We start from the raw sequence: 17,044 nt of genomic DNA, 5'->3' as shown, positions 1-17,044 counted from the left end.
TTTTTACCTTTCCGCCAATTTCAAGCCCGGAAAACCCGGCTTACGCTTAACCCGGTAAGCCTGGACAGCTGCCTTACCGAAATCCCTGGTTCCTTTTTCAAAGAACGCAGAACCTCTCTCTGCCTGGCCGGCGAAACATCCCTTATCCTGGCCAAGTCCAGCCCATACATCTTTTTGGCCAGTTCCATTACTTCCTTATCCGGCAGCATACTGTCCCTTTCGTCATCTACATCCAGACATACACCATCATTTACCTCATTATTAAATTCCGCAAACATTTTTAACGCCTCTTTTCTGTCCCGGGCAAACATCCCCAGAACAAAATCGGCATTTACAAGAAAAGGCCTATCAAAATACTCACCATAACTGCTCCACTTGTAGGCTCCTGCATAGTCCACTATTCCCGCCTTAACAGGATTCTGGTGAATATAGCGCAGTACAGTCAAAAAATAGGCATCATCCTCTACCGGCTCGCTCCTGTAGCGATCCTGAAAAAGATGCCCCTTTCTCCCGTACTGCCAGTTATACCAGTAAACATAGCTCACCCCTATCCGCTTCACGCTCCGGGAAAGCGGTTCCATCCCTTCCTTTATCAATAAATGCAGATGATTTCTCATCAAACAGTATGCATATATCTCAAACCCGCATTCCCTGCGATACCTGTCCAGTATCTCCAAATATTTAATGCAGGCCTCATCTTCTACAAATATATCCTGCCCTCCTACCCCCCGCATCATAACATGATATATACCGCTTTCACTCCTCACCCGGGCTCCCCTGGGCATACCCCTCCCTCCTTTTTCATAAATCTACATTATAAGGCAAAAAATGTCAAGCCCGAAACAGATAAAACAGGTTGATGAAACAGGGGACGCATTGAAACAGGGGACGGTTCTCTGTTTCACTTTAGTGAAACAGAGAACCGTCCCCTGTTTCAGAGAACCGTCCCCTGTTTCAATCACCAAAAGCCTTGCCTCTTTCCGCGCCTGCCTTTACTTTTTCCACAATCAATTCCATAAGCTTCTCCGGCTTGCGCCACCTGGTGTAGCTTCGGGAAGGGTCCAGGGAAAAATGGGCAATCACCGCCTTAAGGGCAGCAGTGTCAAAAGAAGACAAAGCTTCATAAAGCCCTACCCTGCCCCGGTCATAATAGACCTGGAACGGGTCAAACCCCTCCGGCAGCGCCGCCTTTGCCTTTTTCCCCTTCTTCTCCTTAACAGCCCCTTTTTCCCTGACCTCCTCCAGAAAATCCTCAAAAGGGACCGCAAGCCTTTTGGCCAGGCTCCGGTTGTTTTCCACTTCCAGCGCCAAAATCCTCAGAAAATCCGCCATCGCTGCTGCCAGATCCTTAGACATAGGATAAGACCTCCTCCGCCAGCGCCCTATATTCTCTGTAGGGCCGTTCATTTTTATAGCCATACTTATCCTCCAGCCGGCCAAAAGAATGATGAAAATCCATCACCGCCGCTGCCTGGTTGTTTTCCGAAATCACCGTGTCAAAAACCCTGCGGTAGCCAGCCTCCCGTGCCCTGGCCTTAAGCAAGCTGAGCTGCCCTTTGTGGATGCTGGACTGAATCCGGAACTTGCTCACCACTATCCCCAGCGGTTCAATCCCGACACCGGTTTTCCTCTTCAATTTTTCAACCCGGCTTATAATCTGGGGAATGCCGTAAGTAGAAAGGATATCCGGGATAACCGGTATCAGGTAGTAATCGCTCATATAAAGGGCATTGCGGGTAATGAACCCCAGGTCAGGAGGGCAGTCGACAAGGACCATGTCATAAAAAGGCAGCACTTCTGCCAGCCTTTCCTTAAGCAGGGACGGCTTAAAAACTTCTGCGTAATTGTGAGCCTTATACAAAAACTCTTCCTGAAACTCAATCAAATCCAGGCTGGAAGGCAGAAGGTGAAGATTGTCAATCCCTCCCCCGATATTGGAGACCTTCTTCACAATCGCCTCTTTAGCCGAAAAAACCTGGTACTTGTCCACCGCATCCTTGAAAATACCAAGGAGGGTTTGTCCCTTGACATTGCGCCGCTTCCACTCCTTCTCGTCCATAAGCGCGACGGTCGCGTTGGTCTGGGGGTCGGTATCAATTATCAAAACCTTAAGTTCGTACAGAAGGCTGAAAAATTCCCCCAGAGCTACCGTGAGGGTGGTTTTACCCACCCCGCCCTTGAGATTTATAAGGCTTATAATCTTCGGCATCGCCTTCACCTCAACAAAGCAAACTTACCCCCGTTCTGCTAATAATGCCTGCCAAACTGGACATATCATCTTTAAAGGTTTCCCACTCGGCAGGAGTATATATGACAATATCCAAAACCGTCCCCTGTTTCACCTGACTACCCGGCCGCCGATGATTTCGTACAAGCGGTTTTCGAGCAAAGCCATGCCTTCCCCTGGAAGTTTCGTATTGTAGTGCCAGAAGAAGAGGGTAAGGGGAGTGCCTGCCCTTTCCGCCTTTAATGAGCGGCAGGCAGTCACCAGATACTGATAAGGCTTGCCGCTTTCAGGCTTAACTTCCCCATCCAGGGAAGCCTCCAGGGTATACAAAGACTCCTTAAGCCCATACAGGCTCAAGGTCGCCGAACTGTAAACCACTACTTCCCAGGTGCCAGCTGCCGGATTGGGGAATATAAGCTGCACTTCAGAAGCGGTGTTGGCTTCCCCTACCCCGGCATAGGTGCTCACCGCCTGCTTACTGTCCGGGGATACCACATGCATCCTTACCCGCCCGCTTTCCGCACACAAAAGCCGCAAATGGAGCTTTTCCATGCCTGCCGGCACCTTTATAAAATACCTCTTGAACTTGCCCGCTTTAAGATTTCCAGCAAGCTTTAAGCTTTTATCTTCCCGCAGAGCCAGATCATAAGGCACAGCTACCGTCTGCAGGATAAAGGCATCCCAGCCTACCGTATCATAGTCGTCAGCCACTATAAAATCGCTGTAAAGCCCGGGTTCATCAGGAATGCTGTAGTTTACTAAAAGGCTTCTCTCCCCGCGGGGGGCAATGGTAACCCCGTACTGCTCAGGCTTCATAAAATCGCCCAGAGCTCCCACGGCCAGGCTTTTCGTTTCCCCTACATAGCTTTTGATGTCCACTTTAAGCTTTCCAGGCACCAGCTCCCGGCTGTAAAAGCCGTAGCCTTTTTCCCCCGCCGCACTGCTCTGGGTCAGCACATACCCTTCCGGCCTCTTGCTGTGCAGCTTAAGCTCCCGCCAGGAGTTGTAAAGGTTGACAGCCCCAAAACCCTGTTCTGCTGCCTGATAGCCGGGAAGCTTCACCGCTCCTGCCAGCAGGCTGTGGTAGACCAGAGCCGGGTCGTGCCGGTGGAGCTTTCCGCTCATCGCCTGCATAAGGAGGGCTGCCCCCCCTGCCACATGGGGAGCCGCGATGCTGGTCCCCTCCACCAGCTTATAAGGGCTTCCGCTCCAAAGGGGATAAGTGGTGCAGGCACTGCCGGGAGCTACCACCAGCGGGGATGCCATGCCGTCGCTTCCCGGCCCGGCCGAGCTGAAATACCAGATGATAGGCTCATCCACCGCAAGCCCGTAATCGTGGGCAAGCATCTCCGGAGTCGCATAAGCCCCCACGCTTATAACCCCGCCCACCGCCGAAGTCTGGGCTACCGTACCCAGCCCCGGCCCCTGGTTGCCGGCTGCCAGGCACATAATCATGCCGTACTGGTAGTACATCTGCCCGGCAATTCGCCTTATATAATCCTTCTGCTCTCTGGTCAGGCTGTACTGCCCCATGCTTACAACCGCAATGCGGGAGCCGGCCTGGGCCGCCCTCTTTAAAGCCTCTTCCAGGTGGCTCAAATACGCCATTCCCATGCCATCCATCACTTTTATCGCTATCAGCTGGGCTCCCGGGGCTATTCCTTTTACTACCCCGCTGGCCGCCGCTGCCCCGGCCACTGCAGTGCCGTGGCCCAGGCTGTCAAAGCCCCAGACCATATATCCCTTATTTTCCGGGATTTCCGCTGCCACCAGGTTAAACCTGCGCCCCTGCCGGTCGACTATAGTTGCCACCTGGTGTTCCAGGCTGTACTTTTTAAGGGCTTTTTCGTCATTAATCTGCCCGTCGCCGTTGGTGTCGATATAAACCGTGTCATAATACCCCGGATAGCGGGAAGCTGTGGCCACCACCAGAAACCTGTCAGCCGGCAGGTCTGCCCTTATCGAAGAAGGCAGCTGCCCTGCCTGCAGGTACCCCCACATATAATCGGCATCTTTATTGGCAATAGCCCGCACATCGACCTTATTCCCGTCAATATGCAAAAAACCTTCCCTGGCTGGCCCCCAGTTCCTGAAATAAACTTTTCCTTCCTCCGTAAGGTCTATAAAATCCACAATTTTGGCAAAGCCATCCTCCGTTTTCAAAAAATCCGGATGTCCCGCGTCTATTCCGCTGTCGATAACCGCGATAAGCTGTCCCCGCCCATTGGCTTTGGTTTCCCGGTAAAAAGCTTCGCCAGCCATCGCCTGCCAGGTAAGCTCCAGGCTGCGGCCCGGATAAGCCTTTTCTTTCCCTTCCGGCAGCTCATCTTCCCCTTCCAGCCTGACCAGGACATCTTCCCCCTCGCTTCTGGCTTTCTGCCCGTTCAGCGCAGCCAGATTAAGCTCTATCCTGGCACCTTCCTCTTTTTCAGCTATATAAATAAAAGCTATCTTCCCCTGCCGGTTGAGGTCAAAATACCCCGCAAGCGGCAAAACCTTAATATCCGGTTCCGGCTCCCTGCTGCCTGCGCTGTAAATACGTACCCTGTCATCCAGGGCAAAAACTTCATCTCCCCAGGCAGTTTCCAGTCGCACCTGTTTCAGGTAAACATTGTGCCCTACCAGCTTCCCGTAAAAATGGTGCTTCTGCCCGGTAATATCCAGAAACTCCTCCATCAGGGAAGCCACTTCCGCCCGGGTAAGGTTTCTCTCCGGCCTAAAAGTCCCATCCGGATAGCCGGCAATAAGGCCGTAGTTTGCCCCCCAGGCCACCGCATTCCTGGCCCAGGCCGCTATTTCATCCCTGTCGGCAAAAGCAGTCTCTCCGCTTTCCCTTGCTGCCCCCATGCCCCAGAGGCAGTTTGCCAGCATGGCTGCCGCTTCCTGCCGGGTTATGTACCTTGTCGGGTAAAACCTTTCCCCATCCCCGCTTGCGTAGCCAAGTTCGCGCGCCAGTTCAATATAGCCACCTGCCCAGTAGCCAGGCGGCACATCCCTGAAAGAAGAAGAGGCCCCTTTAAGCTTTTCCGCCTCCTCCCCCCTGTTCACCACCTTAATGAGCATGGTAACAAACTCAGAGCGGGTAATATAGCTGTCCGGACGAAACTTCCCATCCGGATACCCGTTTATAATCTCCCGCGCGTTGAGGTGGTCAATCTGCATCCGCGCCCAGTGCCCTTTAGTGTCCGAAAACGCCAGGACCGCATGAGAAGGCAGACAAAACCACAGCCCCAGACAAACCGCGATTGCCAGAACCAACCTTCTCCTCATAACTCCCCACCTTTTTTGTCAAAAATCTGCATGCGGGACCGCCAGAACCCTTCCCTGGGCCCTGGTGAAACAGAGAACCGTCCCCCTGTTTCATCCTATCCCGCTGAAGACGATATCTATAAGCTCATCCGCCAGTTTTTCCGCTTCTATCTCCCAGTTTTCCAGGGTAAGCGGTGCCCAGATGGAAGCCAGGATGCCGGATATGACAAGGCTTAACACCTCCGGGTTTACCCTCCTTATCTCCCCGGTTTCCATCCCTTTTGCGATGACCTTTTTGAACTCTTCCTCTTTTTCCTTACGCTTTTCATAGCACCAGGCTTTCAGCTCCTCATCCATAATTTCCGTATCCCAGAAAACTACCCGGGTAAGCTCCCTGTGCTCCCGGCAGAAATTGATATGGCTCAAGAATACCGCCTTAAGCCTTTCCCGAAAACTCAAGTCTTCCTTCCGCTCGCCGATAAGGGAATTATAATATATATCCCGGCTCCTTTCCAGCATTTCCTGGAAAAGGGACAGTTTGCTGTCAAAATACTCATATATGGTGCCTTTGCCTATTCCGGCCTCCAGGGCAATCTCCTCCATCCTGGCTTTGTGATAGCCCCGCCGGGAAAACACCCTGACTGCCGCCTCAAGTATCAGTTCCCGCTTATCTTTTTCCGCCACATTTCTCACCCCTTCTTGAGCTGAAACAGGGGACGGTTCTCTGTTTCAAAATGAAACAGAGAACCGTCCCTGCGTTTCACTTTAGTGCTTTCTTATGCGCTGGGCCAGGTCGTCAAATACGGAATAGACTACCGGCACCAGCACCAGGGTTATGAGGGTAGATACCAGAAGCCCGCCGATAACTACCGTGGCCAGGGGGGCCTGGGATTCGCCGCCTTCGCCCAGCCCCAGGGCCAGCGGCATCATGGCCAGGATGGTGGAAAATGCGGTCATGAGTATGGGACGCAGCCTTACCCTGCCGGCTTCCAGAATGGCCTCTTCCCTTTCCATCCCCCGCTCCCTCAGCTGCTTCAGGTAATCCACAAAAACGATGGCATTGGAAACCACTATCCCGACCAGCATGATAACCCCGATAAACGCCGGGACGCTGAAGCTCCTGCCGGTTATGAGCAGCCCCAGGACTACCCCGATAAAGGCCGTCGGCACGGAGAACATGATGACAAACGGGTTGAAGAACGACTCATACTGCACGGCCATTACCGCATAAACCAGTATGATAGCAAGAAGCAGCGCCACCGCCAGGCTGGAGAAGCTTTCCATCATGTCTTCCGCCTGCCCGCCGAACTCGATGGAATACCCGGCCGGCAGCGTGAGCTTGTCGGTTTCCCTCTTTATGTCATCCATGACGCTCTTTAAATCCCGGTTCAAAAGATACCCGTTTATATCCGCCTGCCTTACCTGGTCTACCCGGGTTATGCTTATCGGCCCCTGCGCCATTTCAAAAACAGCCAGGGAAGAAAGCTTGACCCCGCCCATCGGGGACATGATAGTCAAATTCTTAAGGCAGTCTATATCCTGATAGCCAGCTGGCACATACCTAATCCGCACATCCACCTCTTCCCCTTCCGCCTTGTAGCGGGTAACCACCGTGCCTTCCAGGGCATTCTTTACTTCATTCGCGATCTGCGCCGGGGTAAGGCCGAAAGCTGCCGCCCGTTTGCGGTCAACCTTTATCCTCATCTCCGGGCTTCCGTCGGTAAGGGAACAGGTGACCTCCCGGGTGCCGGGAACCTTCTTTACAATCTCCGTAACCTGTGCGGAAATCTCTTTTAATGTGGCAAGGTCATCCCCCCGCACCTGGATATTTATGGGTCCTCCGCTTCCCGACATCATGCCGCTCGTCTGGTCAAGAACGCTGACCTCAATCCTGGCTCCCGGGATATCCTGCAGCTTTTTCCTTATCTCTTCCGCTATTATGTCTACCCTGCGCTCCCGGTTTTTCCTGTCCGTAAGCTTTACATAGAGGAGCGAACTGTCGCTGTGCCCCCCTCCAGTCATCATAAAACTGGACTGCCCCACGCTGGAGAAAATAACCTCTACCTCGGGAACTTCCCGGATTTTATCTTCCACTTCCCTGGTTATCCTGTCGGTAGCCGCCAGGCTGCTTCCCCGGTCCGTCTTTATCTTGACCGAAATCTCCCCGGAATCTATCATGGGCATAAACTCCGCCCCGATAAGGGGGACAGCAAGGAGCGAACCTGCCATGAGCAGGGTAACCACCAGCGCCACCAGCTTGCGCCTCTTTAAAGCCCGGGCAAGGAAATCCCTGTATCTTTCTCCCAGGTTGTCCATAAAATCGGCAAACTTCTTGACAGCCCCCCCAATCCTTCCCTTCGGCTCTGCTGCCCTCTGCATGGATTTGTCCGTCAGCACCCGGGAAGAGAGCAGGGGGATAACCGTCAGGGCTACCAGGAGCGAACAGAAGATGGCAAAAGAGATAGTAACCGCCAGGGGCTTGAATATTACCGAAGCCAGCCCTTCCACAAAAACGATGGGGAAAAATACTGCAATTATGGTAAGGGTAGCCGCCAGAACCGCCCCTCCCACTTCACTTGCCCCTTTTACCGCCGCTTCCAGGGGAGGTACCCCCAGGCTCCGGTGACGGTAGATATTTTCAAAAACCACGATGGAGTCGTCCACAATCCGCCCTACCCCCAGGGCCAAACCGCCCATGGTAAGCAGGTTTACCGAATAATCGGTAAAATACATCAGGATAAAGGTGGCAATTATGGAAAGGGGGATAGATGTAAAAATGACCAGGGTGCTGCGCATGTTGTGCAGGAAAAGGAACAGGACCAGCATGGCAAGGAGCGATCCTTCCAGAATCATGCGCACCGTGTTGTTTATCGACCGCTTTATGAAATCGGCCTGGTCAAAGATAACCTTTATCTCGATATCATCCCCCAGCTCCCTTTCGAGCTTTTCAATCTCCCGGTGCACCGCCTTGCTGGCTGCCACCGTGTTGGCCCCGGTCTGCTTCATCACATGGATGCCCAGGGCCGATTCCCCGTTTATGCGGGTCAGCTGCCCCTTGTCCTTGTATCCTTCGCTTATGGTGGCAATATCCTTGAGGTACACCACATTCCCGCTCGCGGTGAGGATAGCCACCTCCCCGATGTCGCTTACCTTTTCAAACTCCTGCAGGCTGCGGACAAAATACTGCCTGTCCCCGCTGTCCGCCGTGCCGGCTGACTGGTTGAAATTCTCCATCTGCAGGACCTGGGCTACCTGCGCCATAGAAAGGCCGTAGCTCTCGAGCTTTACCGGGTCCACCTCCACCTTTATCTCCCGGGTGTCCCCCCCGGTCGCGTAAACGGTGGCCACCTGCGGAATCCGCTCCAGACGCGGGATAATAATGTCTTCCGCTATGTCCTGCAGCTTGTCCGGATTTTCCCTGGAGCTTACCCCCAGCTGCACAATCGGCATCAAACTGGGGTCCATCTTCAAAACCATCGGCTTTTCCGCCTCTTTGGGGAGCCAGGTTTCAACCAGCCCCAGCTTTTCCCTTATGTCCTGCATGGCCGCATCCATGTTGGTTCCCCATTCAAAATAGGCTACCACCATTGAATTTCCGGCACTGGAAGTCGACTGCACCTTCTTTATGTTGCTTACCGTAGCTATAGTCCCCTCAATCGGCTTGCTTACCCTTTCCTCCACCTCTTCCGGCCCCGCACCCGGGTAAGAAGTCATGACCAGGGCTACCGGAAGCTGCATGTCAGGGTAAAGGTCTACCGGCAGCCTGGAATAGGTAAAAAAGCCCAGGATGAGGAGGACCGCTATGGCTATAGTCATGGTGACCGGACGTTTTACCGCAAATTCCACTATTCTCACCTATCTGCCACCCCCAGCCACCTTAACCAGGGTTCCCTCATCCACCAGGGTATTCCCCTTTATGATAACCTTTTCCCCTTCCCTGAGGCCTTTTTTTACTTCCACATAATCCCTGCCCTCAAGGCCAGTCTCCACATCCTTCATGCGCGCCCTGCTGTCCCTGTCCACCACAAAAACTACCGTGCGGGAGCCCTTCGGCACCACCCCGTTTCTGGGTATAGAAAGCACATTACCCTTGCTGCGCGCCGCTATTTCCACTTCCGCAAACATGCCGGGCTTTATCCTGTCATCCTTGTCAGCAATCCGCACCTTAACCGGGTAACCTTTCTTCACCGGGTCCGCAATGGGGGATATCGCGTCCACCACTCCCCGGTACGCCTTTTCCCGGGCCGCCTTTATGACTACCTCCACTTCCCTGCCTGAAGCCAGGTAGTTGATGTCGCTTTCCCCCACCATAATCTCCACCTGCAGGTAAGAAACATCCGCCAGGGTAGTTATAGGCACCTGGGAGGAAACCATGCTCCCTTCCGCCACATTTACCCTGCCGGCCACCCCGCTTGCGGGAGCCGTTACCGTGCAGTTGTTCACCTGGACAGATGCCGCATCAATGGCTGCCAGAGCCTGCTTTACCCCCAGACGCGCCGACTCTACTGCCGTTTCTGCCGCTTCCAGCTGCTGTTTGGAAGCAGCCCCTGCCTCATAGAGCATGCGGGTCCTCTCCAGGTTTGTCTCCGCATTCTCAAGCTGCACCTCCGCCATCTCCCGGCCAACTTCCGCCTGCCTGAGGGCCACCTCATAGTCGCTGCTGTCAATTACCGCTATAACCTGCCCCTTCTCTACATAATCCCCTTCCCTAACATAGACGGCTGCCAGCCTGCCGGCTGCCTTCGGGTAAACCGCAACCTCCGACGCCCCTTTTACAAAGCCGGCATACCTAACCTTCTCCACAATGTCCCGCATTTTGGCCTCAGCCACGGTAACCGTAAGCGGAGTCTCCTTCTCCTTTTCTTCCTTCTTCTTGCAGCCCGGCAGGATAAAAAGCATGAATACAAGCAAAGCTGCCAGGCACTTACTCCCTCTCTTTTTGTCCAAAAAACTCCCCTCCTTTTTTAGGGGACGGCTTCTGGGTTTCTAAAAAAGAGCCCAAAAACCGTCCCCTTCCTCTTTCACCCTGCTGGGAAGTGAAACAGAGAACCGTCCCCGTGTTTCAGTTGGCCCAGGGATGATAGAAAGCGTATTTCAAGACATGGTGCTGAAGGGCTATTTTGTTCAAATCTGCCCTGGCCTTTGCAAGCTTCAGTTTCGCCTTGTCAAGTTCAAGTGCGGTAGTCATGCCTGCATTATACAAGGCTTCCGTGTTATGGCATTCCATCTCCGCCATATTTACAGACTCCAGGGCAAGATTGTAGGCTTCCTCCAGCTGCTTGATGGACTGGTACATGCTGTACAAACCGTCCCGCATCTGCTGTTTCACTGTCCGGGCATTGAGCTCTGCCTTTTCCACATCTATTTCTTTGGCCCTGTACGGCTCACGGTTGGGATCACTCCAGCTGTACAAATCAAGGCTCAATTTGGCAAGGTTTACCTGCTGTTCTGCCAGCCAGACCGCCGGATTGCCGTCCATTATCCTAGTTATCTCCATGTCAACATTATCAACATTAAGGGGAGCAAACCCTTCTTCCCACACCAGTTCATACCTTTTTTCCGGGGAAAATCCCAGCAGGAGATTCAAGTCCTGGTAAGCCTTGTCAAGCTCTACCTTTGCCGCAGCCAGCGCCCTGTCATTCGTCCGGTTTCCCGCACTGGCAAGCTGCAGCTGGTTTTTGCTTATCACGCCGGCATCATAGGAAAACATGCTTATGCGAAAGCTCTTTTCCCCCACTTCCTTCGAGCGAAGGGCACAATCATAAGCTTCCTTGGCTTTCAGAACTTCCAGATACTTCTGCAAAACCTGCATGTAAATCCTGTCTTCTTCCAAAGTCCGGCTCTTTTTCGCCATCATGAGGGATACATCAGTCATTACCAGCCCCGTCCAAGCTGCCGCCACTGCCGGGTCCGTAGGCCCGGAGGGTATATACATTACCCTTTCCGCCGCTGATTTCCTCACTTCTTCGGTCCTTTCAATATCAAGCTCCAGCTTCTGCAAACTCTTGCTGTTCTTTTTAGCCAGCATAACTGCTTCATCCAGGGTAAGCTTTTCCTCTGCTGCTGCTGTAAGGGGAAATGCCAGAATATTGAGCAAAAACACTCCCAGAATAATAAAACCAAGCTTTTTTTTCAAAACCTTCTTCCTCCCCGCCTAATATTTTTTCCATTATAACCCTTTTCCGACCCGCGGGTCAACCATGAGCAAAGAAAAACCCTGCACCTTACGGTACAGGGTTTTTTCAGACCTTGCGGCCTAATTATTTCTGAATGAGAACAGTCTTAGTAGCTGCATCCCAGCCAACCTGTGCTCCGAATGCTTCAGCTACGAAGCGAGCAGGCAGCATGGTTCTGCTGCTTACGATTTCAGGAGCTACATCAGCAGCCTTGGTTTCACCGTTTACGGTGTAGGTGGTGCTGCCGATGGTGAATACCACAACATCACTGCCCTTGGTTAAGGTTACAGTTCTTGCAGCGTCATTCCATACAACTTCAGCACCCAGGATTTCGCCGAGGTATCTCATCGGTACATAGGTTCTGCCATTCTTTACATAAGGAGCTACATCCATTACTTTGGCAGCATTGCCAACATAGTAGATGTTGGAGCCGATCTTGAACTGACCACTTGTGGATGCATCCGGAGCAGGGGTGATGGCATTAGCAACAGTTACTCCTCCAACCGCGAGATCACCAGGGAAAGTTCCATTAGCATAAGTTATATTAACAGCAGAGCCAGTTATCGCAACAGTAATCGGACCTTCCGCTACTGTTCTGTCTACGGTAGCATACAGATTATCAAACTTAATTTTTGCAGGTTTCATGCTGGTAGACTTTACATTTACAAAAGCATACCAACGACCATCACTCAGTTTGTTTACGCCACGGCTAGAAATATCTACAGTCATATCGCCTTCCAAGACTTCAACCGTCATTGTGCCAACTTTAGGTACAACACCCTGCGGGAATACAAGCATCAACTGATTTTCGCCTGTTTTAGCACTTATAGCTTCTTTTTGAGTTTCAGTAATGATTATTGCAGGTAGTTTCTGGTCAGCTACACCTATTTTTACATCAGCTGGCTTATCAACACTGCCTACTACTGGAGGTACAACCTTAGCAACAGTAATAGTGGTTTCTTCTAAACCAGCAGTACCATATGCTTTAATTTTAATTTCACCATCAAGAGCAGCACTTGCAGCAACTGACAGTTCAGCTTTGTGGAATACCATATCAGCAGCACTTGTCGAAGCACTATTTACAGTTGCTCTTATAATTTTGCCGGTAGTTCCTACAGGTTCCCAAGACCCCAGATTATGATTTTTGCTCTTTGTTCCATCTAGTACAGGCACATCTTCCCATTTGGCATTTCCGATTATTTCAAGAGTTATGGTTCTGTTTGCAACCAAGCTGCCAGCAATGCCTTCTTTAATTCTGAAAGCACCAATTTCCTGATCTTTTTTCCCAGCTACTACTTGTTTAGCATCGCCAACAGGTTCTACAATAACCTTATATTCCCCATATTTTGCAACTAAGAGTTCACTTACAGTAGAAGAAGTTTTTCCTCCTACAGTTGCTACAACATCGCCTAATTTTGCTACTGATTCATCTACTTTAACTCCAAGTCCTTTTATCTCAAACTTAGTTGCTTTGGTTGTTTTGCTAGAAGTTGTTATAACTAATGTCCTTCCATCATCTTCAGTAGAAAGATTCAAAGTAGCACCAGATTGTCCCCAAATAACATTCTTAGAAGCACTAGTGTAACCAACCCAGGTGAAACCGCTAGGAAGTTTTAGTTTAAGGCCACTACCTGAAGTTCCTAACGCCCCAGGACTATCTTCAGTAATGTAAAGCTTGTCAATGTCAGTTTTTGAGGTGGTTATTGTGTTGACATCTCCCATTGACAGAGATACAGCACCCGCACCTGCTTTAGCTATAATAACTTCGCCACTGCTTAATCCTGATCCAGGATAAGCTTCGATATTCATTTTTACTTCACCGGAAAAACCAGCATCAACATATAAGTCTTCTAATCTAAAAGCAATTTTTCCATCATCTGTTAAAGAACTGGCTCCCTGTATTCTTAATTCAAATACGCGTCCAGTTAAATTGAGCGTTTCAGGGTTTCCATTAGCTTCAAAGTCTTTCCATGTTTCCCAGTTCCCATCGTCATCTTGTACACGAACCCCGATCTCAGTACCAGCACCAAACTTGTCAGCCACACCGCTTGCAATTTTTACTTTAAAGCCACTCGGGAGTTCTAAGCGTGCATAAGCATCGCCAGAAACAGATCCTGCTGTTACATTAATGTTAAGAGTATTTATATAGCCATCATTAGAACCTACTACAACATTCATCGGTTGTCCTACGCTATAACTGCTTGCCGCCCCTGCTGTACCTAAGCCCACAAACATGGTCATGAGCATGGCAAGAACGAGCAGTATGGAGAGTTTCTTGCTTCTTGCTTTTATCAATTTCTTTTCCTCCTTTTTCTTTGGTATGTTTTTTGGATTTTGTACTATAAGTACATTATTTCAGGTGATCCAGGTGGTCCAAACCCTAGATGGCTTTCCTTCTCTCATTCCCCCTTTCATGGTTTTGTACGAGGTGATCAGTGAGAGCTTTTCAAGCCACCTGTAACCCCCACTAAGTTTGCGGCTGTTATTTATGACGCCATAACCCTCTTTAAGGTTCCACTTTTTTTGAAAAAATTTTTAAATTTTTTCTCACTTCATGCCTTGTTTAATTAAGACGAAGGAATCTTTTTTAAGTTCCCTTTTTACTCCCTCTTTTCAGGCTGTTCTCCATAACTGGCAAATCAACCAAGCCAAGCCTTTTCCTCCATCCTGGCAGCCAAACAGTCCCCCCCAAAATTATTATTATTAAAATTCCTCCAGCCCTTCCTAATCCGTCCCTGTCCCTCATCCCTGCCTCCTTCCCATCGCCGCCCCCAGCTCAGCCACCAGCCCCAGGAGGGAATCAAGGGACGCGTATCCTAAAGCTCTGCTCTCCCTCTCCCCAATAAGCCTCTCCTTAAGCTTTCTTCCCGTATAGACGGCCTTTATAACTGTTTCTTCCTCACAGGTAAGGAGTATCTCATGCCCTACGCTCAAAGTCAAAATGCAGGCTGTCCTCCCCTCTGCCTTCACATCCCTTATCTCTCCCACCTCCACATAGCCGTTTACCATGTCGTTCTTGCTCACCGCCTTTCGCATCTTGAGGGGGATAAACACCCTGTCCCCTATGTAAAAAGGAAGGAGCTTTTTCCTATCCATTTCCCCGGAAAGCAGCTTCTGCTGTTCCGCAAAATCCACGGCATAGTTTTTGAGAAAATTCCTCCTCACCGACTTTATCCCGGCATAGAAAAGCTCGACTTCCCCGTTTTTGAGGTAGACTTCCGTTGCGTCCCCCCGTTCGGTGTAAAGCGGCCGCAGTGCAATTATGGAATCCCTTATCCTCTCCAGCCTTACCCCTGCCATTTTCCTTTCCCCTCCTCATTACGCAATTTAATTCCTTTTTATTCTAGCACAAACTCTGTAATAATAGAACATTTGTTCGTGTATTTAAGGGAAAAATCTTTTTGCCCACTTTTTAGATTTTCCTCCTTATTTTTTATGGTTCTATAATAAATGTTGGGGTAGGGGGAAAATAAAAAGCATTGGGTCGAATACCTGTGTATAATCCCCAAAACACATAAAAGGAGGTATTCTTCCCAATGCAATTTCAGTTTAACAAAAATTTGCTTTTTTAAAAGATGTAAATATCGACAATATCATGCAGTACAATGATTATTATGAGATAGGTATCTCTAAACCGGTGGTTCCTAATAACTGTCCGGTTTGCGGAACACAGGCTATAAAAATTCATGATTACAGGTATCAACGTATAAAAGATATTCCTTTTTTAAACAAGCCCTTATATTTGTTATACCGCAAACGCCGCTACAGATGTACCGAATGTGGCAAAAGTTTTTATGAAATAGCTGATTTTATTGGCAAATATCAAAGAATGACCCATCGCCTTATTGAAGCTATTATTGAAAAATTAAGAACTAACTACAGCATGACTTCTATAGCTAAAGATTTCGGTATTTCTTCGAGTACGGTAGCCAGAATCTTTGATTATATTTCATATAGTATCAATGAACTTCCAGAAGTCATATCAATTGATGAATTCAAGGGTACTACTGATAAAGGAAAATATCACTGTATATTAGTTGATCCAGTTAACTCAGTTGTTTTAGATATTTTAGACCGGCGTAACTTTGACTTCCTGGTTAAATATTTCAAAAAATTTACCAGCCGGGAAAATGTTAAATATGTGGTTATTGATATGTGGAAACCTTATAAAGAAGCAGTAAAGAAGGTTTTTCCCCAGGCAACCATAGTTATCGACCGTTTTCACTATGTAAGAAACTGTATCTGGGCTATAGATAAAGTTCGTAAATATGTTCAAAAGAGTCTGCCCTATGAAAAAAGCAGATTTATAAAGAAAAATAGAAAATTATTGCTTAGAAATAAAGCAAAACTAAGCGATGATGATAAAATCAAGCTAGCTAATTTGCTCCGTATAGATGAAAAGCTAAGATTAGCATATGTATTAAAAGAAAAATTTATGGATTTTGTGAACGCTATTAATTCTGCTGACGCTGAAATAAAGCTTAATGACTGGCTTGAGCTGGTAAAAGTATACAATATTGAACAGTTTTCTTATCTTGCCAATACCATTGTCAATTGGAAAGAAGAAATATTAAACTCGTTTGATGTGCCTTATACGAATGGATGTGTTGAAGGATTTAATAATAAAATTAAGGTTATTAAGCGCAATGGTTACGGCTTTAGAAATTTCTCCAGATTTCGTAATCGTATACTACATTGCTGTACATAAAAAGAAGGCAGCAGGTATTTGACCACTACCTGCTACCCCAACTATTGACAAAGAACCTTTTTTATTTAACAAATCCTCTCAAAAACAAAAAATCTGCAGGCAAGTCTTAAACTTGCCCCCGGAAAAAAATTTGCTTTGTACAGGATTTTTAATTCGAAATTAAATCAATGCACTAAAAAGGTGCTTCCTCCTCAACCAGTTCCCTGGCATCTTCAAAAAAAACTGCCAGGTGCTCCTTCAGTTTTTTGGCCTCTTTTTCCGCTTTTTCATAAGAATAGCCTGATTCGAGCAAATAAGCATAGGTACTCGCTATTTCCAGTACCTGCGTGTTTTTATTCAACAGTTTTTCCAGCAAATCATCAGGTATATCAAAGTTAGAATCCACAAACTCCCGATAAGCTCTTAAAAATTCAGCACCTTTCTCTGTAATTTCATACACATACATATCTCCTTCCATAAATTCCCTCAAAAATCCTTGTTTTACCAGATTGTCAATCTCAATTTGAAGTTCAGAAGAATAAGGTCCATAATAATGGTAAGTGTAATCCAAATTAAAAGGTACCCCTTTAAATTGCAGCAAGTGCACCGTCTTTTGCAGTTTTTTTCTTCCTCTTATTCTCCCAGCTCTTTCAAATAAGCTTAATAAAGCAAACTCCCTCTCAAACACCTGGCATCCCTCCTATA

The 17,044-nt window shown here is 49.0% G+C and carries 14 protein-coding genes; 1 reads left to right on the top strand and 13 read right to left on the bottom strand.

Annotated elements, in window-relative coordinates; genetic code table 11:
- Window positions 1–20 precede the first annotated feature (20 nt).
- From ACZ42E_RS00640 to ACZ42E_RS00585, 12 genes are all read right to left on the bottom strand, one after another.
- The gene (locus tag ACZ42E_RS00640) at window positions 21–785 is read right to left on the bottom strand and encodes a transposase (protein WP_464892544.1); all 765 of its coding nucleotides are present in this window, start codon (window positions 783–785) and stop codon (window positions 21–23) included.
- Between the two features lie 169 nt (window positions 786–954).
- On the bottom strand, window positions 955–1,356 hold the full coding sequence (locus tag ACZ42E_RS00635; RefSeq protein WP_464892543.1) for a hypothetical protein: 402 nt from the start codon (window positions 1,354–1,356) through the stop codon (window positions 955–957).
- Complete coding sequence (locus ACZ42E_RS00630) at window positions 1,349–2,209, bottom strand: ParA family protein (protein ID WP_464893543.1); 861 nt, start codon at window positions 2,207–2,209, stop codon at window positions 1,349–1,351. The genes ACZ42E_RS00635 and ACZ42E_RS00630 overlap by 8 nt, the downstream gene beginning before the upstream one ends.
- Window positions 2,210–2,219: 10 nt before the next feature.
- The gene (locus tag ACZ42E_RS00625; protein ID WP_464892542.1) at window positions 2,220–2,342 is read right to left on the bottom strand and encodes a hypothetical protein; all 123 of its coding nucleotides are present in this window, start codon (window positions 2,340–2,342) and stop codon (window positions 2,220–2,222) included.
- Window positions 2,339–5,497, bottom strand: a complete 3,159-nt coding sequence (locus ACZ42E_RS00620) for a S8 family serine peptidase (protein WP_464892541.1) — start codon at window positions 5,495–5,497, stop codon at window positions 2,339–2,341. Before ACZ42E_RS00620 ends, ACZ42E_RS00625 begins: the two co-directional genes overlap by 4 nt.
- A gap of 90 nt (window positions 5,498–5,587) precedes the next feature.
- Window positions 5,588–6,160: a TetR/AcrR family transcriptional regulator gene (locus tag ACZ42E_RS00615; RefSeq protein WP_464892540.1), complete on the bottom strand. Its 573-nt coding sequence runs from the start codon at window positions 6,158–6,160 to the stop codon at window positions 5,588–5,590.
- A gap of 81 nt (window positions 6,161–6,241) precedes the next feature.
- The gene (locus ACZ42E_RS00610) at window positions 6,242–9,331 is read right to left on the bottom strand and encodes an efflux RND transporter permease subunit (protein ID WP_464892539.1); all 3,090 of its coding nucleotides are present in this window, start codon (window positions 9,329–9,331) and stop codon (window positions 6,242–6,244) included.
- Window positions 9,332–10,423 (bottom strand): efflux RND transporter periplasmic adaptor subunit, encoded by a 1,092-nt coding sequence (locus tag ACZ42E_RS00605; protein ID WP_464892538.1) that lies wholly within the window; start codon window positions 10,421–10,423, stop codon window positions 9,332–9,334.
- 115 nt (window positions 10,424–10,538) lie between these two features.
- A complete protein-coding gene (locus tag ACZ42E_RS00600) occupies window positions 10,539–11,612 on the bottom strand; it encodes a TolC family protein (RefSeq protein WP_464892537.1) in 1,074 nt (357 codons plus the stop codon).
- A gap of 124 nt (window positions 11,613–11,736) precedes the next feature.
- Window positions 11,737–13,947 (bottom strand): copper amine oxidase N-terminal domain-containing protein, encoded by a 2,211-nt coding sequence (locus tag ACZ42E_RS00595; RefSeq protein ID WP_464892536.1) that lies wholly within the window; start codon window positions 13,945–13,947, stop codon window positions 11,737–11,739.
- A 292-nt stretch (window positions 13,948–14,239) separates the two neighbouring features.
- Complete coding sequence (locus ACZ42E_RS00590) at window positions 14,240–14,398, bottom strand: hypothetical protein (protein ID WP_464892535.1); 159 nt, start codon at window positions 14,396–14,398, stop codon at window positions 14,240–14,242.
- Entirely contained in the window at window positions 14,395–14,952 is a 558-nt protein-coding gene (locus ACZ42E_RS00585) for a hypothetical protein (RefSeq protein ID WP_464892534.1), read from the bottom strand. The genes ACZ42E_RS00590 and ACZ42E_RS00585 overlap by 4 nt, the downstream gene beginning before the upstream one ends.
- 295 nt (window positions 14,953–15,247) lie before the next feature.
- On the opposite strand from ACZ42E_RS00585, the gene ACZ42E_RS00580 reads away from it, so the two are divergent.
- Complete coding sequence (locus ACZ42E_RS00580; RefSeq protein WP_464892533.1) at window positions 15,248–16,360, top strand: ISL3 family transposase; 1,113 nt, start codon at window positions 15,248–15,250, stop codon at window positions 16,358–16,360.
- Window positions 16,361–16,532: 172 nt separating this feature from the next.
- On the opposite strand, the gene ACZ42E_RS00575 is transcribed toward ACZ42E_RS00580, so the two are convergent.
- Window positions 16,533–17,027 (bottom strand): hypothetical protein, encoded by a 495-nt coding sequence (locus ACZ42E_RS00575; protein ID WP_464892532.1) that lies wholly within the window; start codon window positions 17,025–17,027, stop codon window positions 16,533–16,535.
- Window positions 17,028–17,044: the final 17 nt, after the last annotated feature.

The organism is Thermosyntropha tengcongensis, assembly GCF_055381335.1.
Note: the sequence above shows the minus strand (reverse complement) of the source record. Positions and strands in the feature narration are given on the sequence as shown.